18 protein-coding genes are annotated in these 20,680 nt (G+C 74.8%); 16 read left to right on the forward strand and 2 right to left on the reverse strand.

Annotated features, from left to right (window positions below; translation table 11 throughout):
* The first annotated feature begins 111 nt into the window (after window positions 1–111).
* Entirely contained in the window at window positions 112–1,221 is a 1,110-nt protein-coding gene (locus ACK586_RS00245; RefSeq protein ID WP_409328451.1) for an acetamidase/formamidase family protein, read from the forward strand.
* Window positions 1,222–1,354: 133 nt separating this feature from the next.
* A complete protein-coding gene (locus ACK586_RS00250) occupies window positions 1,355–2,233 on the forward strand; it encodes a DUF559 domain-containing protein (RefSeq protein WP_409328452.1) in 879 nt (292 codons plus the stop codon).
* 87 nt (window positions 2,234–2,320) lie between these two features.
* Here the strand turns inward: ACK586_RS00250 and ACK586_RS00255 are convergent, their stop codons facing one another.
* Both ACK586_RS00255 and ACK586_RS00260 read right to left on the reverse strand, forming a co-directional pair.
* Complete coding sequence (locus ACK586_RS00255) at window positions 2,321–4,546, reverse strand: cytochrome P450/oxidoreductase (protein ID WP_409328453.1); 2,226 nt, start codon at window positions 4,544–4,546, stop codon at window positions 2,321–2,323.
* A 69-nt stretch (window positions 4,547–4,615) separates the two neighbouring features.
* Window positions 4,616–6,076: an aldehyde dehydrogenase family protein gene (locus tag ACK586_RS00260; RefSeq protein ID WP_409328454.1), complete on the reverse strand. Its 1,461-nt coding sequence runs from the start codon at window positions 6,074–6,076 to the stop codon at window positions 4,616–4,618.
* Between the two features lie 60 nt (window positions 6,077–6,136).
* On the opposite strand from ACK586_RS00260, the gene ACK586_RS00265 reads away from it, so the two are divergent.
* The 14 genes from ACK586_RS00265 (at window position 6,137) to ACK586_RS00330 (ending at window position 20,587) form a co-directional block, all read left to right on the forward strand.
* Window positions 6,137–7,237, forward strand: a complete 1,101-nt coding sequence (locus ACK586_RS00265; RefSeq protein ID WP_409328455.1) for an NAD(P)-dependent alcohol dehydrogenase — start codon at window positions 6,137–6,139, stop codon at window positions 7,235–7,237.
* Between the two features lie 219 nt (window positions 7,238–7,456).
* Window positions 7,457–8,479 carry a zinc-binding dehydrogenase gene (locus ACK586_RS00270; RefSeq protein WP_409328456.1) on the forward strand — a complete coding sequence of 341 codons (1,023 nt, stop codon included), beginning with the start codon at window positions 7,457–7,459 and terminating at the stop codon, window positions 8,477–8,479.
* On the forward strand, window positions 8,479–9,879 hold the full coding sequence (locus tag ACK586_RS00275) for an amidohydrolase family protein (protein ID WP_409328457.1): 1,401 nt from the start codon (window positions 8,479–8,481) through the stop codon (window positions 9,877–9,879). The genes ACK586_RS00270 and ACK586_RS00275 overlap by 1 nt, the downstream gene beginning before the upstream one ends.
* Complete coding sequence (locus ACK586_RS00280) at window positions 9,876–10,538, forward strand: flavin reductase family protein (RefSeq protein WP_409328458.1); 663 nt, start codon at window positions 9,876–9,878, stop codon at window positions 10,536–10,538. Before ACK586_RS00275 ends, ACK586_RS00280 begins: the two co-directional genes overlap by 4 nt.
* Window positions 10,539–10,611: 73 nt before the next feature.
* On the forward strand, window positions 10,612–11,703 hold the full coding sequence (locus tag ACK586_RS00285) for a BMP family ABC transporter substrate-binding protein (RefSeq protein ID WP_409328459.1): 1,092 nt from the start codon (window positions 10,612–10,614) through the stop codon (window positions 11,701–11,703).
* Window positions 11,704–11,705: 2 nt separating this feature from the next.
* The gene (locus tag ACK586_RS00290) at window positions 11,706–13,334 is read left to right on the forward strand and encodes an ABC transporter ATP-binding protein (protein WP_409328460.1); all 1,629 of its coding nucleotides are present in this window, start codon (window positions 11,706–11,708) and stop codon (window positions 13,332–13,334) included.
* Window positions 13,331–14,521, forward strand: coding sequence for an ABC transporter permease (locus ACK586_RS00295; protein WP_409328461.1), 1,191 nt, complete (start codon window positions 13,331–13,333; stop codon window positions 14,519–14,521). The genes ACK586_RS00290 and ACK586_RS00295 overlap by 4 nt, the downstream gene beginning before the upstream one ends.
* Window positions 14,521–15,429, forward strand: coding sequence for an ABC transporter permease (locus tag ACK586_RS00300; RefSeq protein WP_409328462.1), 909 nt, complete (start codon window positions 14,521–14,523; stop codon window positions 15,427–15,429). The genes ACK586_RS00295 and ACK586_RS00300 overlap by 1 nt, the downstream gene beginning before the upstream one ends.
* A 50-nt stretch (window positions 15,430–15,479) precedes the next feature.
* On the forward strand, window positions 15,480–15,938 hold the full coding sequence (locus tag ACK586_RS00305) for a VOC family protein (protein ID WP_409328463.1): 459 nt from the start codon (window positions 15,480–15,482) through the stop codon (window positions 15,936–15,938).
* Window positions 15,935–16,378 (forward strand): nuclear transport factor 2 family protein, encoded by a 444-nt coding sequence (locus tag ACK586_RS00310; RefSeq protein WP_409328464.1) that lies wholly within the window; start codon window positions 15,935–15,937, stop codon window positions 16,376–16,378. Before ACK586_RS00305 ends, ACK586_RS00310 begins: the two co-directional genes overlap by 4 nt.
* 177 nt (window positions 16,379–16,555) lie before the next feature.
* Window positions 16,556–17,602, forward strand: a complete 1,047-nt coding sequence (locus ACK586_RS00315; RefSeq protein WP_409328465.1) for a zinc-binding dehydrogenase — start codon at window positions 16,556–16,558, stop codon at window positions 17,600–17,602.
* Window positions 17,599–18,669, forward strand: a complete 1,071-nt coding sequence (locus ACK586_RS00320; protein ID WP_409328466.1) for a methyltransferase family protein — start codon at window positions 17,599–17,601, stop codon at window positions 18,667–18,669. Before ACK586_RS00315 ends, ACK586_RS00320 begins: the two co-directional genes overlap by 4 nt.
* Before the next feature lie 2 nt (window positions 18,670–18,671).
* Window positions 18,672–20,084, forward strand: coding sequence for an amidohydrolase family protein (locus tag ACK586_RS00325; RefSeq protein ID WP_409328467.1), 1,413 nt, complete (start codon window positions 18,672–18,674; stop codon window positions 20,082–20,084).
* Between the two features lie 35 nt (window positions 20,085–20,119).
* A complete protein-coding gene (locus tag ACK586_RS00330; RefSeq protein WP_409328468.1) occupies window positions 20,120–20,587 on the forward strand; it encodes a VOC family protein in 468 nt (155 codons plus the stop codon).
* Window positions 20,588–20,680 lie beyond the last annotated feature (93 nt).

A 20,680-nucleotide genomic window follows, 5' to 3' on the forward strand; every position in this document is an offset into this window, starting at 1 on the left:
GCCACCGGCAGGCCCTCGTGTCCCGCGGAGTGTGTACGCCGTCCCGACATGCGATACGACATGTCACGCAGGGGAAACAGCCGGGTAACGCGCGCGCGGTGCGATCGACGCATGACGACCGCCACCTCGCTCCTGGCGCTCTCGCCGCAGGCCGAGCGCACCTTCGCCGCCCCGGCCCCCTCGCAGCACGCGCTCCCGGCGACGCCGGCGACGGTGCGCTGGGGGGCCATCGACCCGGCGGCCGCACCGGTCCTGGAGGTCGCCTCGGGGGCCGCGGTCGCGGTGGAGGCGGTGACCCACCACGCGGGGGACGCCCCGGAGCTGATGATGGACGCCGCCCTCGACGAGATCTGGGCGGCGATCCCCGAGGCGGAGCGCGGGCCCGGCGTGCACGTGCTCACCGGCCCCGTCGCGGTCGCCGGGGCGCGCCCGGGCGGGGCGGTCGCCGTCCGCATCGGGACCATGGCCCCGCGGGTGCCCTACGGCTCGAACTGCGCCGCCAACTGGGGCCTGCTGTACGACACGTACGGCAAGGAGCGGATCACCGTCTACGAGCTCGACTCCTCCGAGGGGGTGCCGGCCGGCGAGTTCCCGACGATCGCGCAGCCGGTCTTCGGCTACGACTTCACCTCGCGGGCGCTGTACGACGTCCCGGGGTGGCGGACGCCGGCGTCGGCCCGCGTGGAGGAGCCGTTCACCCGGCCGGTGCGGGTGCCGGTCCGGCCGCACTTCGGGCTGATGGGCGTGCTGCCCGGAGGCGACGACGTCCTCTCCAGCATCCCTCCGGGCGTCTTCGGCGGGAACGTGGACAACTGGCGGTTCGGCCCGGGCGCCACCGTCTTCTACCCGGTGTTCCGCGAGGGCGCCGGCGTCTACTGGGGCGATCCGCACTTCGCCCAGGGCGACGGCGAGGTGTGCGGCACGGCGATCGAGGCCTCGGCGAACGCGACCGTGCGGCTGGCCGCGGTCGACGACCTGCGACTGCGCGCGCCGATGCTCGAGACCGGCACCCACTGGTACACGCACGGTTTCGGCGCCGACCTCGACGCGGCCGCCCGGATGGCGGTCGAGGAGATGATCACCCTGCTGCAGTGGCGGGTCGGGCTGTCGGCCGACGACGCGTACTCGCTGTGCTCGGTCGCCATGGACCTGGGCGTCACCCAGGTCGTCGACGGCACCCTCGGCGCGCACTGCGGGATCCGCCGCGACATCTTCGGCTGACCGAGCCCCCCGTCCCCTCGACGAGATCTGCACAGTCGTCACCATCAGCGGCTGATGCCGCCCACTGTGCAGATCTCGTCGCGGCTGTGGACGGCGCGAGCGCGTGATGGGCCGCTCCGGGCACCCTGCGCCGGTGCCCAGCCGCTCTCCCCGCCTCCGCGTCCACGGCCCCACCACCCGCTCGGAGGTCCTCGCCGCCGGCCTGGGTGAGCGGGCACTCCGCCACCCGGGCGTGCGCCGGCTCTCCCGGGACACCTACCTGCCGCGGGCACTGGCCGACGACGTCGACTCCCGGGTCGCCGCCGTCCTCCTGACCGCACCACCCGGCGCGGTCGCCAGCCACCGGACGGCGGCGGAGCTGTGGGGGCTGCAGATCCCGCTGCAGCCGCGCGACGCGCGGGTGCACCTGACCGTCGACCCCGGGAGCTCGGTGCGCGCCCGGCAGGACCGCTGCATCCACCGGACCGCCCGTGTCCCGGCCGATCTCACCGAGTCCCGGGGCCTCCCCGTCACCACGCCCGCCCGCACGTGGCGGGACCTCGCCTCGGTCCTGGAGCCCGCCGCCCTGCTCGCGGTGACCGACCAGGTGCTCAGGCGGTTCTGCTCGCCCGGTGACCTCACCGACGCACTGGCCCGGCGTCCTGGCGGCCGGGGGGCCAGACGGGCGCGGGACGTCCTACCGCTCGGCAACCCGCGTGCCGGTTCGCCGATGGAGTCCGTGCTCCGGTGGCTGCTCCACGACGCCGGCCTGCCGGGACCCGTGCTGCAGTACCGGATCGTCGACGGCGACGGCCGCATCCTGGCGGAGGTGGACATGGCCTGGCCGGAACACCGCCTCGTCGTCGAGTTCGACGGCGACGTGCACCGCGAGCGCGACGTCTTCGTCCGGGACCTCCGCCGCCAGAACGGGATCGTCCTGACCGACTGGACCGTCCTCCGCTACACCTCTGCGGACACCCAGGGCCGGCCGGACGCCGTGGTGGGCGAGATCGGCGCGGCCCTCGGCCGCTGAGAGCCGGGCGAGATCTGCACAGTCGTCAGCATCCGGCCCTGATGGTGACGACTGTGCAGATCTCGTCGAGGAGCTGGAGGGGACGGGCTAGAGGTCGAGGGTGAGGGACGGCGTCCTCGCGCGACCGACGCAGACCATCATCGAGCGGCCCGCGGCGCGCTCCTCCTCGGTGAGCACCGAGTCGCGGTGCTCGGGCACCCCGGCCAGCACCCGCGTCTCGCAGGCGCCGCAGTAGCCCTTCTCGCAGTCCGACGACAGCGTGGGGACGACGTCGCGCAGCGCCTCGACGATGCGGCGGTCGGCCGGCACCGTCACCGTCGTCCCGGTGCGGGCGAGGTGGACGTCGAAGGCCACGTCGTGCGAGGTGTCGACCGCCACCTCCTCCTCCGGAGCGGTGAAGCGCTCGACGTGCAGCCGCCCGGAGATCCCGGCCGCGGCGCACGCGGCCTCCATGGCGGCGATCATCGGCGCCGGGCCGCAGCAGTAGACGGCCGTCCCCGGGCCGGTCGCAGCCACGGCGGCGGCGAGGTCCGGCACGCCGTGCACGTCCTGCGGCAGCAGCTGCACCCGGTCCCCGGCGAGCGTCGCGAGGTCCTCGGCGAAGGCCATCGACGCCGCCGTCCGCCCGCCGTAGAGCACGCGCACGGAGGCGCCGCGACCGGTCAGCTCCCGCGCCATCGCCAGGATCGGGGTGACGCCGATGCCGCCGGCGACCAGCAGGTAGTCCGGCGCCTCGACCAGCGGGAAGTGGTTGCGCGGGCCGCGGACGGTCAGCCGGGCGCCGGTGCGGGCGAGCTCGTGCAGCTCGACCGACCCGCCGCGGCCGGCGGCCTCCCGCAGGACGGCGACGGTCCAGGTCGGCTCGGCCGGGTCGCCGCACAGGGAGTACTGCCGCAGCCGGCCCGAGGGCAGCCGCACCTCCAGGTGCGCCCCGGGGGTCCAGGCGGGCAGCTCCGCGCCGGACGGGTCGGCGAAGGTGACCGCGACGACGTCGGTGGCCACCGGGCGCACCGCGGTCACCTCGAGCTCGCGGGTGACGATCGCGGCGGGGGCGGGCGCCGAGCCCAGCCGCGGCCCCGGGGTGAACAGCGCCGGGATCGCGTCCCAGCCGGTCTGGTTGCCGCGGGTGGGGTAGGGGACCAACCCCTCGGGCAGGACGCGGTAGTCGGGCAGCCGGGTGAGGACCTGGCGCATCATCTCGCCGAACATCGCCCGGGCGAGGTGGGCGCCGGCGCAGCGGTGGGTGCCGATGCCGAAGGACAGGTGCCGCTGCGGGTTGCGGTCCAGGACGACGCGCTCGGGGTCGGGGAAGACCTCGGGGTCGTGGTTGGCCGCCACCCAGGGGATGAGCACCCGCTGGCCGGCGCGCATCGGCACCCCGCCGATCTCCGCGTCCGCCAGCAGCGTCCGCGCCATCGACTGCGAGGGGGCGAACACCCGCAGGAACTCCTCGACGGCGACGTCGAGCAGGGCCGGGTCGTCGATCAGCCGCTGCCGCTCCTCGGGGTGCTCCGAAAGCCACACCAGCGTCGAGCCGGTCAGCGAGGTCGTCGTGTCCACGCCGCCGGCGACCAGCAGGTACATCACCGAGACGAGCTCCTGCTCGGTGAACGGCCGGCCCGCGGGGTGCTCGGCGTGCACGAGCGCGGAGACGGCGTCCTCGCGCGGGTCCTCCCGGCGCGCGGCGATGAGCTCGCGGATGCGGGACTCCAGGTACATCAGGCCCTCGACGCCGCGCATCGCCCGCTCCGTGCCCGGGACGCTGGCGAAGATGTCGTGCACGGGCCCGGCGAGCTTCTTCCAGTCGTCGGTGGGGAAGCCCAGCCAGTCCAGGGTGATCGCGGCCGGCACCGGGTTGGTCAGGTCGCGGACGAAGTCGACCGATCCGGACTCCACGAACGCGTCGATCGCCGCGGTGGTGTGCCGGGCGATCATCGGCCGCAACGCCTCGACGGCCTCGAACGACAGCAGCGGGTTGATCAGCTCGCGGTAGGGCGTGGACCGCGGCGGGTCGAGCTCGATCGGGTACTGCTCGAGCCCCGGGCCGAACGGGATCACGAACGAGATGCCGCGGTCGCCCGCCGGCGCCCGCTCGGAGGAGAAGGTGGCGTCGTCGCGGGCGATGCGGACGACGTCGGCGTGCCGGGTGGTGAAGAAGAAGCCCTCGTGGGCCTCGGTCCACCCCACCGGCTGCGTCCGGCGGAACCGGCGGTAGTAGGCCACCGGGTCGGCGTTCGCCTCGGCGGAGTGGTGGTCGAACTGCTCGCCGGGGGATCCGGCAGCGGGCTCGGTACGGGGGTCGGTGAGGGTCAACTCGCGCTCCGGAGGGGCTCGAGGCGGGACGCGCGGTGTTGCCCGGCCGCGCCACCGGGACCAGCGAGACTAGACGGCGCGCGGCGGCAGCAGGCGGATGGCCACGGCCTTCTCCTGCGTGTACTCCCGCATCGCGGCGTAACCGCCGCCGCGGGAGAACCCGCTGTCCTTCTGCATGTTGAACGGGAAGCCGATCACGCCGGCGTCGTGGAACTGGTTCACCGCGACCTGGCCGCTGCGCACGCCGGCGGCCGTCCGGATCGCCCGGGAGACGTCGGAGGTCCAGATGCACGACAGCAGCCCGAAGTCGGTGCGGTTGGCCAGCTCGAGGGCCTCGGCGTCGTCGGCGAAGGTCTGGATGGCCAGCACCGGGCCGAAGACCTCCTCGCGGACGATCCGGGCGTCCGGGCCCACGCCGTCGACCACGGTGGGCTCGACGAACCAGCCGGCGTCGCGGTCGGCGGGGACCCCGCCGCCGGTGAGCACGCGGGCCCCGGTCGTGGGCAGCTCGGTCAGGAAGCCGAGCACCCGCTCGCGCTGCGTGGCGTTGACCAGCGGGCCCATGTCGAGGTCCTCGTCCCAGGCACCGATCCGGACCGCGCGCATGGCCTCGACGACCCGCTCGCGCACCTCGTCGGCGATCGACGCCTGCACGACCAGGCGTGACCCGGCGTAGCAGTTCTGCCCGGCGTTCTCGGTGATCGAGCCGACGATCGCCGGGATCGCGGCGTCCAGGTCGGCGTCGGCGAAGACCAGGTTCGGCGACTTGCCGCCCAGCTCCAGCTTCACCGGCACCAGGTTCTCGGCGGCCGAGCGCATGATCGCCCGGCCGGTCGCGGTCGAGCCGACGAAGCTCAGGTGGTCGATGCCGGCGTGCCCGGAGAGGGCGGCGCCGGCCTGCGGGCCGCCGGTGACGACGTTGAGGACGCCGGCCGGGATGCCGGCCTCGGCGGCCAGCTCGGCCAGCGCCAGGACGACCAGCGGCGCGACCTCCGAGGGCTTGAGGACGACGGTGTTGCCGGCGGCCAGCGCGGGCGCGGCGTTGGCCGCGGTCAGCACGGCGGGCACGTTCCACGGCGTGATGACGGCGCACACGCCCAGCGGCTCCATCAGCGTGTAGCCGTGGAAGTCCGGGCTGCGGGTGGGCAGCGTGACGCCGGTGAGCTTGTCGGCCGCACCGCCGAAGTAGCCGATGATGCCGCCGGCGATGAAGGCGTTCATCCGCCCGCCGGACAGCGGCTTGCCGACGTCCTGGGCCTCCAGCGCGGCGAGCCGCTCGGCGTTCTCGAACACCAGCTGCGACCAGCGGGAGATCAGCGCGCCCCGGTCGGTGGGGTTGGTCGCCGCCCAGCCGGGGGCCGCCCGGCGCGCCGCGGCCACCGCCGCGTCGACGTCGGCCGCGCCGCCCTCGGCGACCGTGGCGAACGGCTGCCCCGTGGCCGGGTCCACCAGTTCCAGGCGCCCTCTGCCGGCGGCGGGCGTCCAGGTCCCGTCGATGAACTGCAGGCCCTCGCGGACGGACGTCGTCATGCCGAGATCGTGGGCGCGGGCATCTCGTCAGTCAAGACGGTCTCTCGTACCGTGACACGCATGACCGGTCGACCGACTGCCGTGACCGCCGCCGTCCTGCGCGATCCCGCGGGACCCCTGGAGCTCGTGGAGCTCGAGCTGGCACCACCCCGCGCCGGCGAGGTGGTGGTGCGGCTGGTGAGCACCGGCATCTGCGGCACCGACCTGGAGTTCCGCTCCATGATGACGCCGCCGGTGGTGCTCGGGCACGAGGGCGCCGGCGTGGTCGAGCAGGTCGGCGAGGGCGTGACCGACCTGGCGGTCGGGGACCCCGTCGCGCTGACGTTCGCCTTCTGCGGCGAGTGCGGCCCCTGCAGCGCCGACGCGATGGCCTACTGCGAGAACTTCTGGGTCTGCAACTTCATCGGCACCCGGCCCGACGGCAGCACGGCGCTGTCGCAGGACGGGCAACCGGTGCACGGCCACTTCCTCGGCCAGTCCTCCTTCGCCACGCACGTGCTCGCCCGGCGCGGCAGCGTGGTCAAGGTGCCCGAGGGCACCGACCTGACCGTCGTCGGGCCGTTCGGCTGCGGGTTCCAGACCGGTGCCGGCGGCGTGCTGAACGTGCTGCGCCCGGCGCCGGGCAGCTCGATCGGCGTCTTCGGCGCCGGCGCGGTCGGTGCGGCCGCGATCCTGGGCGCGGTCGAGGCCGGCTGCACCACGATCGTCGCCGTCGACGTGAACCCGGCGAAGCTCGAGCAGGCCCGGGAGCTGGGCGCGACCCACACCGTCGTCGCCGGCGAGCCGGACCTGGCCGGGCGGGTCCGCGCCGAGGTGGCCGGGGGACTGCAGTACAGCCTGGACACCACCGGCCGGGCCGACGTGCTGCGTGCCGCCGTCGAGTCGCTGGCGCCGCTCGGCGTCTGCGGCGTCATCGGGGTGGGGGCCAGTGCGGAGATGTCCTTCGAGTGGCGCTCGATCCTCGGCACCGGCCGGTCGGTCGTCGGGATCACCGCCGGCGCCAGCGTTCCCGAGGAGTTCCTGCCGCGGCTGGTGGGGCTGCACCGGGCCGGCCGCTTCCCGGTGGACGGGCTGCTGACCCGCTACCCCTTCGCCGAGATCAACCGCGCCCTGGACGACGTCCGGGCCGGTCGCGTGGGCAAGGCCGTCCTCACCTTCTGACGACGGGCCCCCGCGGGGCGATGCCGGTCACCGCGAGCCGGTGACCGGCGTCACCGGGCGGTCGCCCCGTGTTACGAGCGCGTTGATTGCGTAACGGCCTGGGCCTGACCGTTGACACGGCCTGCGGCCCCGACCACAGTGACGCGCACCGGTCCACATCGTGAACTGTCGATCCACGATGCGAGACGGCCGAGCGAACCGGAGGGAGGGGGCGAGCGCGTGCGAGCCGTGGTGCAGACCGCCTTCGGCGGCCCCGAGGTCCTCTCCCTCGTCGACCGCCCCGTCCCCGCCCCGGGACCGGCCGAGGTGCTGGTCCGGGTGGCCGCCTGCGGGGTCAACCAGCTCGACGTCCTGCAGCGCCGCGGGCACGTCCGCCTGCCCGGGCTCGAGCTGCCGCACGTCGCCGGGATGGACGTCGCCGGTGTCGTCGAGGCGGCCGGCGAGGCGGCACCGGTGCCGGTGGGCACCCGCGTCCTCCTCGACCCCAGTCTCCCCTGCGGCGCCTGCCCGCTGTGCCACGAGGGCCGCGGCGGCCACTGCCCGAACCTGCGCATCGTCGGCGCCACCGTCGACGGCGGCCTCGCCGAGTACGTCGTCGCGCCCGCCTCGGCCGCCCACCCGGTCCCCGACGGCGTCGACCTGACCGACGCCGCCTGCCTGCCCACCCCGTGGGCGACCGCCCACTCCGCCGTGGTCCGCGTCGGCCGGCTGCGCGCGGGGGAGACGCTGCTCGTGCACGCCGCCGCCGGGTCGGTCGGCCTGGCCGCGGTGCAGATCGCCCAGCGGGTGGGGGCCCGCGTGATCGCGACGGTCGGCAGCCCCGAGAAGGCCGCGGCGCTGGGGGAGGTCGGCGTCGAGCACGTCGTCACCGGCGGCGAGGCCCTGGCCGGGGTGGTCGCGGAGGTCACCGACGGCCGCGGCGTGGACGTCGTCCTCGAGTTCCTCGGCCCGGCCACCTGGGCGGCCTCCCTGGCGGCCCTGCGGATCGGCGGCCGGCTGGTCTTCCTCGGCAACACCACCGGTGACCAGGTCACCTTCTCCCTCTCCGACGCCTTCCACCGCGGGCTGGAGCTGCTCGGCGCCGGCGGCTACCTGCCCAGCGACATGGCCGCGGCCCTGCAGCTGTTCGCCGACGGGGGAACCGCGCTGGTCGCCGGCACCTTCCCGCTGGAGGAGGCCGGCGCCGCGCAGGAGCTCCTGTGCGAGCGCAGCACCGTCGGCCGCGTGCTGGTGGTGCCGTGATGGGCGACGTCCTGCTCGTCGTCGACGGCGACGTCGTGACCATGGGCGCGGACCGGGCCGTGCTGGAGCGCACCACGGTCGCCGTGCGCGACGGCGCGATCCTGGCCCTGGGCCCGGCCGCAGAACTGCGCGCCGCCCACCCGGGGGCCGGGGAGATCGACGCCGCCGGCTGCGTGGTCACCCCGGGCCTGGTCGACGCCCACCAGCACACCACCGGCGATCCGCTGGTCCGCAGCACCATCCCCGACGACATCGACGCCCAGCAGGCCATCTTCGACTGGGCGGTGCCGGTGCACTCCGCCCACGAGCCGGGGGACGACGAGGTGTCGGCGGCCCTCACGGCCGTGGAGGCGCTGGTCAACGGCGTGACCACCATCGCCGAGCCCGGCACCGTCGCCCACCCCCTCTCGGTCGCCCGGGGGCTGTCGGCCGCCGGCGTCCGCGCCCGGGTCGGCACCTGGGGCTGGGACGTCCCCGGCCTGCCCTGGTCCGGTCCCGCCGCCGAGGTGCTGGCCCGCCAGGAGCAGCTGCTCGCCGACCTCCCCGGCGACGGCGTGGTCGGCGCCTGGGTGACGCTCGTCGGCCACGACCTGGCCAGCGACGAGCTCTTCGCCGGCGCGGCCGCGCTGGCCGAGGCGGCCGGCACGCAGGTCACCTGGCACCTGTCGCCCAGCGCCGCCGACGGGCGGGCCTACGCCGCCCGCAGCGGCAAGCGCCCGGTCACCCACCTGGCCGACCTCGGCGTCCTCGGCCCGCGGCTGGTGCTCGGGCACGCCGTCCACCTCGACGACGACGAACTGGCCGCGCTGCTGGAGACGCGGACCGCGGTGGCCGTCTGCCCCGGCGCGTACCTGCGGCTGGGGCAGGGCTACACCGGCGCCTCCCGGCACGCGGAGTTCCTCCGCGCCGGCGGCCGGCTGGCGCTGGGCTGCGACGCGCACAACGCCGGCGACACCCCGGACGTGCTCCGGGCGGCCGGGCTGCTCGCCGGGATCTCCCGGGACACCGCCGCCGGGGACCCGCCGCTGACCGCCGCCGACGCCTTCGCCGTGGCCACCTGCGGCGGCGCCGAGGCGCTCGGCCTCGGCGACCGCATCGGCTCGATCGAGGTCGGCAAGCGCGCCGACCTCGTGGTCTTCGACGGCACGGCGCCCGCGTGGACCCCGCGGGGCGACCTGGCGCTGCACCTGGTGTGGGGCGCGCCCAGCGGCACCGTCCGCGACGTGCTCGTCGACGGCCGCCCCGTCGTCCGTGACGGCCGCGTCACCACCGTCGACCTCGGCGCCCTGCGCGCGGAGGCCGCCGGCCGCCGGGCCGCGCTGCTGCGCCGGGCCGGCATCGACCCCGTCCCCAGCTGGCCGGTCCGGCCCGCCCTCGTCCCGGGAGGAGCTCGCGCGTGAGGACCATCGACCTCGGCGGCCGTTCCCCCGCACAGCTGCAGGGCCTGCTCTCCCAGCTGGTCGTGCCGCGGCCCATCGCCATGATCTCGACCGTCGGCCCGGCCGGCTTCAACGTGGCACCGTTCAGCTACTTCATGCCGGTCTGCGGCCAGCCGCCCACGCTCGCGGTGACGATCGGCACCGTCCGCGAGGCCAGCCCCGAGCCCAAGGACACCTGGGTGAACCTCGAGGCCACCGGGGAGTTCGTGGTGAACGTGACGACCACGGCGCTGGTCGACCACATCGAGACCGTGGCCCGCGAGTACCCGGCGGACGTGGACGAGGCCGCGCTGGTCGGCTGGACCACGCGCCCCTCGGAGGTCGTGGCCGCGCCGGGGCTGGCCGAGAGCCCCGCCCACCTCGAGTGCCGGGTGCTGGAGACCATCGACCGCGGCGACCCGACCTCCTGCTTCTCGGGCGTGCACATCGTGCTGGCCGAGGTGGTCAGCGTCCGGGTCTCCGAGGAGCTGCTGGCCGACGGCAGCCAGACCCGCGTCGACCCCACCCGCGTGGCCGCCGTCGGCCGCATGGGCTTCCCCCTCTTCGTCGCCGCCACCGGTGACGCCGTCTTCGAGCAGGAGCGCATCGCGTATGCGGACCTGGTCGACAGCGCCGGCTGAGCCGGTCGCGCAGCACACGCACCACCGGCTCCACCCACCCGACCACCCCCTTTCAGAAACCGGGAGGCAGGACATGTCCACCACGAGACCCCTGCGGCGCACCGCCGCACTGGCGGCCGTCGCCGTCGTCGCGCTGAGCGCCTGCGGAAACAACGCCGACGACTCCGGCGGCGGCTCCGGCGGCGGCTCCGGCGGCGGCTCCGCGTCGGGAGAGCAGCCCGACGTCAACGGCGACGGCGAGGTGCGGATCGGCGTCCTCAGCCCCGGCGACCTCAACGACAACGGCTACTACGAGTCCTTCGTCGTCAAGGCGCAGGAGTTCGTCGACGGCCAGGACGGCTGGGAGCTGATCCAGGTCGGCAACATCAACCCGGCCGACGCGCTCGAGCAGGCCCGCAACATGTGCCGGCAGGGCGTCGACATGGTCGCGCTGGCCGCCTCCGAGCTGGCCGACGCGCTGCCCGCGGCGGAGGAGGACGTCTGCGCGAACACCATCTGGTACCTGCCCTCGCAGACCGAGGGCTACGAGCTCGCCGACAACGTCGTCCTCTCGCAGGACTCGGCGTCGGAGTCGCTGCTGGCCGCCGGCTACGCCCTCGGCCTGCTCATGGAGACCAGCGGGTCCACGTCCGCCGGGTTCGTCACCGGCCCGGAGCTGGACTTCAGCATCATCGCCGCGCAGGCCTTCCAGGCCGGCATCCGCCAGGTCGTCCCGGACGGCCAGGTCGTCACCACCTACACCGGTGATTTCAACGACTCGGGTCTGGCCGTCGAGGCCACGCAGGCCCAGATCGGCCAGGGCATCGGCGGGCTCTACCCGTACCTGGGTGGCGCGACCGACGCGGCGGCCCAGCTCGGCTTCGACGCCGACATCCCGGTCCTGACGCCGGGTACGGACCGCTGCGCCGAGGACACCTACGCCATCTCGGTGATCTTCGACCCGGGCGAGTACTTCGCGGCCGCGCTGGAGGACTTCGCCGACGGCAGCCTCGAGGGCGGCTCGACGCGGGTCTGGAAGATGGGCGTCGACCCGCTGCCGACCGTCCAGTTCTGCGACGCCGCCGGGGCCACCCCGGAGCAGGAGCAGCAGCTGGCCGACTTCATCGCCTCGGTCGGGGACGGCACGATCGACCCCGACGCCGAGGTCGAGCGCCTGGGGAGCTGAACGTGAGCCACGACCGTGCCCGTACCGACGGGCCCGTCCCCGCACTGGAGCTGCGGGGCATCAGCAAGCGGTACGGGCCGGTCGTGGCCTGCGACGCCGTGGACCTCACCGTGCAGCGCGGTGAGGTGCACGGCCTGCTGGGGGAGAACGGCGCCGGGAAGTCCACCCTCATGAAGGTCCTCATGGGCCTGGTTCACGCCGACGCCGGCGAGGTCCACCGGGACGGCGTCCGGGTGGACCTGCACACCCCGCAGCAGGCCGCCGAGCACGGGCTGGGCATGGTGCACCAGCACTTCAGCCTCATCGAGCCGCTCACCGTGTGGGAGAACGTGGCCCTCGGCGAGCCCGGGCGGATCGACCGCGACGCCATCTGCGCCGACGTCGAGGCGGTCGGCGCCCGGTACGGGCTGACCGTGGACCCGTGCGCCACCGTGGAGCGGCTCTCGGCCGGCGAGCGCCAGCGGGTGGAGCTGATCAAGGCGCTGCGCCGCGACCCGCGGGTGCTGATCCTGGACGAGCCCACCTCGGTGCTCACCATCGCGGAGTCCGCGGCGCTGTTCGAGGTGCTGCGCACGTCGGTGGCCGCCGAGGGACGCGGGGTCATCCTCATCAGCCACAAGCTGGCCGAGATCACCGCCGCCACCGACGTCGTCTCGGTGCTGCGCCGCGGCCGGCTGGCCTTCCACTGCCGCACCGCCGACACCTCCGCGCCGGAGCTCGCCCGCCAGATGGTGGGCCGCGACGTGTCGCTGCAGTCCGAGGGCGCCGCCCTCGGGCTCGTGGTCACCGACGACCCGGCCAAGCACCTGAGCCCCGTGCTGGCCGGCGGGCTGGACGCCGTGCCCGCCGAGCCCCCGGCCCCGCAGGTGTCCGCCGACGTCCAGGGGACCGCGGCGCTGGCCCTGCACGGGCTGTGCGTGACGGGTCCGGACGGCCGCGTGCTGCTGGACTCCCTGGACCTGGAGGTGGCGACCGGCGAGATCGTCGCCCTCTACGGCGTCGAGGGCAACGGGCAGGCCACGCTCGGCGACCTCCTCGCCGGCCTGCTGGAGCTCGACACGGGCGAGGTGCACGTGGACGGGCGGGCGGTCGCGCTCGACCGGCCCGGCGCCCTGCACGAGGCCGGCGTCGGCGTCATCCCCGAGGACCGGCACCGCTCGGGCGTCGTCCTGGACATGAGCGTCGCCGACAACCTGGTCATGACCGACCTGCGCCGGTTCAGCGGCCGGTGGCTGGTGCGCCGCGGCCAGGTCCGCGCCCAGGCGCAGGAGCTCGTGGAGCGCTTCGCGATCCGCACGCCGTCGATCGACGCCCCGCTGCGCACCCTCTCCGGCGGCAACCAGCAGCGCGTCGTCCTCGCCCGCGAGCTCTCCGCCGGGCCCACCGTCCTCGTGGCCGCGCAGCCCACCCACGGGCTGGACGTCGGCGCCATCGAGGACATGTACGCCCGGCTGCGCGAGGCGGCCGCCGCCGGCGTCGCCGTCCTGCTCATCTCGACCGAACTGGAGGAGGTCATGGCGCTGGCCAGCCGCATCGCGGTCATCTCGTCGGGCCGGATCACCGGGGTCCTGGACGTCGCGGACGCCTCCCCGCAGCGCCTGGGCATGCTCGTCGGCGGTGAGGCGGCATGACCGGGACCGCCCCGGCGCGGCGGCCCCTGGCCTCCTACGTCGTCGGCAGCACCGCGCTGCGCCGGCCCAGCGCCGACGCGTGGCGGACGGCGGGCATCACCGTCGCCTGCGTGGCGCTGGTGCTCGCGCTGGCCGCCCTGCTCGTCACCCTCTCCGACGGTTCGCCGGTGGAGGTCATCGACGCGCTCTACACCGGCAGCGTCGCCGATGCCGCCGGCTGGTCGCAGACGATCGTCAACGCCGCGCCGCTGCTGCTGGTCGCCCTGGGCGCGTGCATCGCCAACCGGGCCGGGGTGTTCAACATCGGCCAGGAGGGCCAGCTGCTCATCGGTGCGATGGTCGGCTGCTTCGTGGCCCTGCGCCTGCAGGGGCCGGGCTGGCTGGTCATCACCGTGGCGCTGTTCGCCGCCGCGGCCGGCGGCGGTGCCTGGTCGGGGATCAGCGCGGCGATGTACTACACCCGCGGCGTCAACGTCGTCGTCACCACGCTGCTGCTCACCTTCGTCGCCGCCCAGGTGGTGCAGTTCGCCGTCCTCAGCCCCTCGCTGCTGCAGGAGACCGGCATCGGCAACGGCCCGGCCCGGCCGCAGTCCGACGCCGTGCCCCAGTACCTGCGGCTGGCGAGCTTCGGCCAGTACCCGGACCTGACCATCGGCGTCGGGGCGATCCTGGCCGTCGTCGCCACCGTCGTCCTCACCGTGCTGCTCGGCCGCAGCCGCTGGGGCTTCCGGCTCAACATGCTCGGCCTGAACCCGATGGCCGCCCGGCACGCCGGCATCCGCGCCTCCCGCCTGGGCGGCTCGGCACTGGTGCTGTCCGGGGCGTTCGCCGGGCTCGCCGGCGGGGTCATCCTCATGGGCACGGTGTTCCGCCTGCAGCCGGCGGTCTCCAACAACTTCGGCTGGGACGGCCTGCTGGTCGCCCTCGTGGCCCGCAGCCGGCCCGGCCTGGCGCTGCCGGTGGCGGTGCTCTTCGGCGGCCTGCGCGCCGGCTCCAGCTACCTGGCCGCCACCGGGGTGCCCAACTACCTGGTCAGCGTCATCCAGGCGCTGCTGGTGCTGGCCTTCGTCGTCCCACCGGTGCTGTCGGCCCTGTGGGGACGCCGGATCCGCAACCGCTCCGCCGCGCCCGAGTCCCCCGCCCGGCCGTCGGCCGCCACGCCCGCCAAGGAAGAGGTGCCGGTCTGATGTGGCTCGACGACGGCGGCACGGTGCTCTCCAGCGCCCTGCGCCTGACCGCCCCCCTGGCCTTCGCCGCCTGCGGGGAGTACCTCGCCGAGCGCGCGGGCACGCTCAACATCTCCGTCGAGGGGATGATGCTCTCGGGCGCCTTCGGCGCGATCGCCGTCGGCAGCGCCACGGGCAGCCCCAGCGTCGGCCTGTTCGCCGGGGCGGTCGTCGGCCTGCTCGTGGCCCTGGTGCACGCCAACCTGTCCCACCGGATCCAGATCAACACCTTCGTCGTGGGCCTGGTGATCAACGCCCTCGTCCTGGGCGTGACCAGCTTCCTGCTGCAGACCATGGAGTTCTCCCGGACCCAGGTGAGCGTGCTGGAGGTCCCGGGGCTGTCGGACATCCCGCTGCTCGGGGTGGTGTTCGCGCAGCGCTGGCCGTTCTACCTGCTGGCGATCGTCATCCCGCTGACCTGGTTCCTGGTCAACCGCACCCGGTGGGGCCTGGAGCTGCGCGCGGTCGGGGAGAACCCGCAGGCCGCCGACGTCAGCGGGATCAAGGTCAACGTCCGCCGCCGCCAGGCGCTCATGTGGTGCGGCGTGATGTCGGGGCTCGGCGGTGCCTACCTGTCGGTCGGCCTCGTCGGCTCGTTCAACAACAACATGACCGCCGGCCGCGGGTTCATCGTCATCGCCGCGGTGATCTTCGGGGCCTGGCGGCTCAAGGGCACGATGCTCGGCTGCTTCCTCTTCGGCGCCGCCGACGCCCTGCGCCTGGCGCTGCCGTCGCTGGGCGTGCAGCTCAACGCCCAGCTGCTCGTCGCCGCGCCGTACCTGCTGGCCCTGACGGTCATGGTGCTCATGGTCAAGTCCCAGCGGGAGCCGCGGGCGCTGTCGAAACCGTTCGAGAGAGGGCTGGTCTGAGTGGTCCCCGCGACCACCGGCCGGCCCCGAGGAGAGAGGAACACCCACCGATGACCGGACCCACGCTGACCGAGGCGCGCTGGACGCACGTCGCCCTGCCGACGGGGAACCTGGACGCCGCGATCGAGTTCTACACGTCGCTGACCCCGCTGGTGGTGGTCGAGCGGTTCGCCGACGACGCCGGCGAGAGCGCCTGGCTGTCCAACGACAAGCAGGCCGAGACGCCGTTCGTCCTGGTGCTCGTGTCGTTCGACAAGGACAAGGGCGGGCAGCTGGGGCTGCTCAAGCCGTTCGCGCACCTGGGCATCGAGGTCCCCCACCGGGAGGACGTCGACGCGATCGCCGCGAAGGCGAGGGAGCTGGGCGTGCTGCAGTGGGAGCCCCGCGACATGCCCGGCCCCGTCGGGTACATCTGCGCGCTCAACGACCCCGACGGCAACGTCATCGAGATCTCGCACAACCAGAAGGTGTTCGAGCTGGTCCGCGCCAAGTGGGGCACCGGCGCTTGAGCGGCGCCGGTACCCGGGCCGCGGTCACGGCCTTCCTCGACGCGCTCAACGGCGGGGACCCGGACGTGATCGCGGCCCGCGTCACCGAGGACTTCGTCAACGAGCACACCAGTGCCCGCGGGCGCAGCCTCACCGGCCGGGCCGCCTACCGGGAGCGGCTGCCGGGCTTCCTGGCCGCCTTCGCCGGCCTGCGGTACGAGGTCGAGGACGTCCTGGTGGACGGCGACCGCGCCGCGGTGGCCTACCGGCTGACGGCGCGGATGCAGCGCGACGGCGCCCCGGAGGTGCCCGTCGACGTCCGGGGCGTGTTCCGGTTCCGCGTGCGCGACGGGCTGGTCGCCGCCCGCGCGGACTACTGGGACGGCGAGGTCGTGGCCGCCCAGACCGCCGCCGTGGACGCCGCCGGGACGACGGCCGGCGCCCGGGCAGCAGGGGGTTGACGACCCCGCCCCCGAACTGGTTCCTTCTCCTCGACCCGCCCCGGTAGGCAACAGACCGGAGCGGGGGAGCGCGGCGACGCAGCCCGCTGGATCCCACCGTTGCATGCCGATCGGGCGTGCCGCGGACAGGGGCGGGGCGCCCGGTCGGACCACACATCGGTCCACCCGGGAGTCCCAGTGAAGAGCATCTCCTACCGCGTCCACGGCGACACCGACGTCCTCGAGGTCACCGAGTCCGACGTGCCCGAACCCGGGCCGGGCGAGGTCCTCGTCCAGGTCGCCGCGTGCGGTCTGAACCACCTCGACGTCCTGCAGCGCCGCGGCCCCGCCCTGATCCCCGGCTTCGAGCTGCCGCACGTGGCCGGGATGGACGTCGCCGGCACCGTCGCCGCGGTCGGCCCGGACGTCGACCCCGCCGCGCACCCGGTCGCCCGCACCGGCGCCCGTGTCGTGGTCAACCCCGCCGTCCCCTGCGACGCCTGCCCGGTCTGCGCGAGCGGCGCCGACGGCATGTGCCCGGCGACGGAGGTGGTCGGCGGCAACGTGGCCGGCGGGTACGCCGAGTACGTCGTCGTCCCGGCGGGGAACGTGCACGCCGTGCCCGACGGCGTCGACCTGGTCGAGGCGGCGGTCGTGCCCACGATCTGGATGACCGCCTGGCACGCGCTGGTCGAGGTCGGCGCGGTCGCGGCCGGGGAGACCGTGCTGGTGCACGCCGGGGCCAGCGGGGTCAGCACCGCGGCGATCCAGCTGGCCAAGGCCGCGGGCGCCCGCGTCATCACCACGGTGAGCAGCGCGGCGAAGGCGTCCTACGCGGCCGAGCTGGGGGCGGACCTGGTGGTGGACACCTCCACCACCGACCTCGTCGGCGCCGCCCGGGGCTTCACCGACGGCCGCGGGGTCGACGTCGTGATCGACCACGTCGGCCCGGCGGTGTGGGACGCCTCGATCTACAGCCTCGGGCACCGCGGCCGGCTGGTGTTCCTCGGCAACACCACCGGTGACCGGACGTCGTTCGACCTCGTCTACGCCTACCACTTCGGCCTGAAGCTGCTGGGCTCGGATCCCTACGACCGCCGCGAGTTCGGCCCGATGCTGGAGCGCTACTGGTCCTCGGGCTTCCGGACGCCGGTCGACAGCGAGTTCCCGCTGGCCGAGGCGGCCGCGGCGCAGCGGCACATGGAGTCGCGGCGGGCCACCGGCAAGATCGTCCTGCGCCCGTGAGTGCGCCCGCCCCGATCACACCCGGGCCGGTCTGGGACGTGGTCAACGGCCTGGCCGGCTTCGGCGCGCTGGCCGCCGCGCTCGAGCTCGGCGTCGTGGACGCCCTCGCCGCGGCCGGCGACGACGGGCTGCCCGCGGACGGGCTCGCCGCAGCGGTCGGGGCCGCCGACGCCGGGCGCGTGGAGCTGCTGGCCGAGCTGCTGGTCTCCCTCGGCCTGCTCACCACCGACGGCACGCGGTTCGGGCTCACCCCCGTCGCCGCCCGCTTCCTCGTGCGCGACTCCCCGGCGTCGATGGCCGCGCTCGCCCCGCTGTCGCCGGGCCCGTGGTCGGGCTGGCAGCGACTCGCCGGGACGGTGCGGACCGGCCGGCCGTCCGACGCGACGGTGGCGGAGCTCGCCGCGGCCTACCCGGCCCTGGTGCGGGCCACGGCGCCGACCCAGGCCGCCGTGGCCGCCGGCGTCGTCCGCGAACTGGCCGGCCGGGGCCTGTGGCCCGACGCGCCGCGGATCGCCGACCTCGGCTGCGGATCGGCCGCCTGGCTCGTGGCGATGCTCGGCGACCGGCCGGCCGGCACGGCCGTGGGCGTGGACCTGCCGGCGGTCCTGGAGGTGGCCCGCGCCTCGGTGGCGGCCGCGGGCCTGACCGGCCGGGTCGACCTCCTGGCCGCCGACTACCTCGAGGCCGACCTGCCGGCCGGCGGCGCCGACGTCGTCGTCCTGGCGCACGTGCTCCGGGCCGAGCCGGCCGACCGCGCACGGCGGCTGCTGGCCCGGGCCGTGGAGCTCACAGCGCCCGGCGGGGTCGTCGTCGTGGCCGACTACCCGCGTCCCGACCGTGCCGACGGGCCCGACCCCGGCCGCGACGCCGTCCTCGCCGCCGCCCGCCACGAGCTCGTGCTCTCGCTGACCATGGCCGCCGCCACCGCCGGCCGCGGCGTCTCGGTGGCCGACCTGCGCGCATGGGCCGCGGCGGCCGGCGCCGAGCTCACCGACGTCCTGCACCCGGTGCCCCGCCAGACCGTCTTCCTGATCCGCCCCGACTCTCCCCCCGTGACCGAGAGGTGACCATGACCGAGGACCGCGACCTCCCCACCGGCGAGCCGTGCGACACGCTCGTGCTGGGCTCCCACGTCGTCACCATGGACGACGAGCGCCGGGTGTACCGCGACGGCGCCGTCGCCGTCACCGGCGGCCGGATCGTCGCCGTCGGGCCGGCCGCGGAGCTGACCGCCCGCTACCGCCCGGCCGAGACCGTCGGCGGCGAGCGCTTCGTCGTCACGCCGGGGCTGATCAACACGCACGTGCACATCACCGGCGAGCCGTTGACCCGCGGCTTCGTCCCCGACGACACGCCCTTCCTCGAGAACGTCTTCGAGTGGCTCACCCCGATCCACACCCACTACACCGAGGACGACGAGCGGGTCTCGGCCCAGCTGGCCGCGCTGGAGATGCTCAAGTCCGGGACGACGGCGTTCCTGGAGGCCGGGACCGTCCGGTTCATCGACCCCGTCGTCGACGGCCTGGCCGAGATCGGCATCCGGGCGCGCGTCGGCCCGTGGGCGTGGGACCTGGTCGGGGACTACGAGGCGCTGCGGATGACCACCGCCGAGGCGATCGGCGCGATGACCTACGCGATGGACACCTACGGCTCGGCCGCCGACGGCCGGGTGCAGGCCTGGCCGATCGTCATCGGGCACACCACGTGCAGCGACGAGCTGTGGCAGACCGCGAAGAAGATGTCCGACGAGCGCGGCACCGGGATGAGCGCGCACATGTCCCCGGCCGCGATGGACCCCGAGGGGTTCCTGGCCACCTTCGGGCAGCGACCGATGGTGCACCTGGACGAGATCGGCGTCCTGGACCGCAACGTGCTGCTGACCCATGCCGTCCACGTGGACGACACGGAGATCGCGGCGCTGGCGCGGACCGGCACGAGCATCGCCCACTGCCCGACGACGGCGCTGAAGGTGTCCTACGGCGTCACCCAGATCGGGAAGTTCCCCGAGATGGTCGCCGCGGGCGTGAACGTGGCCATCGGCACCGACGGCAACAACGCGTCCAACTACCACGACCTGATGCGGGCCACCTACCTCGTGGCGGGCCTGTTCAAGGACGCCCGCCGCGACGCGACGGTGTTCCCGGCCGAGGACGCGTTCGCCATGGCCACCCGCAACGGCGCCCGCGCGCTGCAGGCCGAGACCGAGCTCGGCTCGCTGGAGCCCGGCAAGCAGGCCGACCTGGTCCTGCACGACACGAACCGCCCCGAGTGGCGGCCGCTGCACAACGTGGCCAACCAGCTGGTCTGGTCCGCCGACGGCCGCGGCGTGCACACCGTCCTGGTCGGCGGGCGGGCGGTGGTCGAGGACTACCGCTGCACCACCGTCGACGAGGACGCCCTGCTGCGGCGCGCCCAGACCGCCGGGGAGGGCATCGTCGCCCGCTCCGGCCTCCCCGACCGGGCCAAGTGGCCCACCCGCTGAACCCGTCCCGTCCCCATCGAAGAGGAGAGAGAGCCATGCCCACCCTGACCGAGGCGCGCTGGACGCACGTCGCCATCCCCGTGCGCGACGTCGAGCGCTCCATCGAGTTCTACACATCGGTGACCCCGCTGGTGCTCGTGCAGCAGAACGCCGACGAGAGCGGCCGCAGCGCCTGGCTGTCCAACCCGGGACAGGTGGAGACGCCGTTCGTGCTGGTGCTCGGCGAGTTCATCCCGGAGATCGGCGCCCGCTTCGGCATCGTCGACGGCAAGCCGGACCCGACCTTCTCGCCGTGGGCGCACATCGGCATCGAGCTGCCGAACCGCGAGGACGTCGACGAGGTGGCCGCCAAGGCCCGCGAGCTGGGCCGGCTGCAGTGGGAGCCGACGCAGATGGCCGAGCACATCGGCTACATCTGCGCCGTCCTGGACCCCGACGGCAACGTCCTGGAGTTCTCGCACAACCAGAAGGTCTTCGCGACCATCCAGGAGCTCTGGGGCTGATCCGCCCTCCCGCCGGTCCCGGCCGCCGCTCCCCGCCGGCCGGGGCCGGCGTCGAGCCCCGGGCCCGCCGGCGGGGGGCCACCCGCGCGGCCA

This window comes from Trujillonella humicola (assembly GCF_046233715.1).
Taxonomy (GTDB): Bacteria; Actinomycetota; Actinomycetes; order Mycobacteriales; family Geodermatophilaceae; genus Trujillonella; species Trujillonella humicola.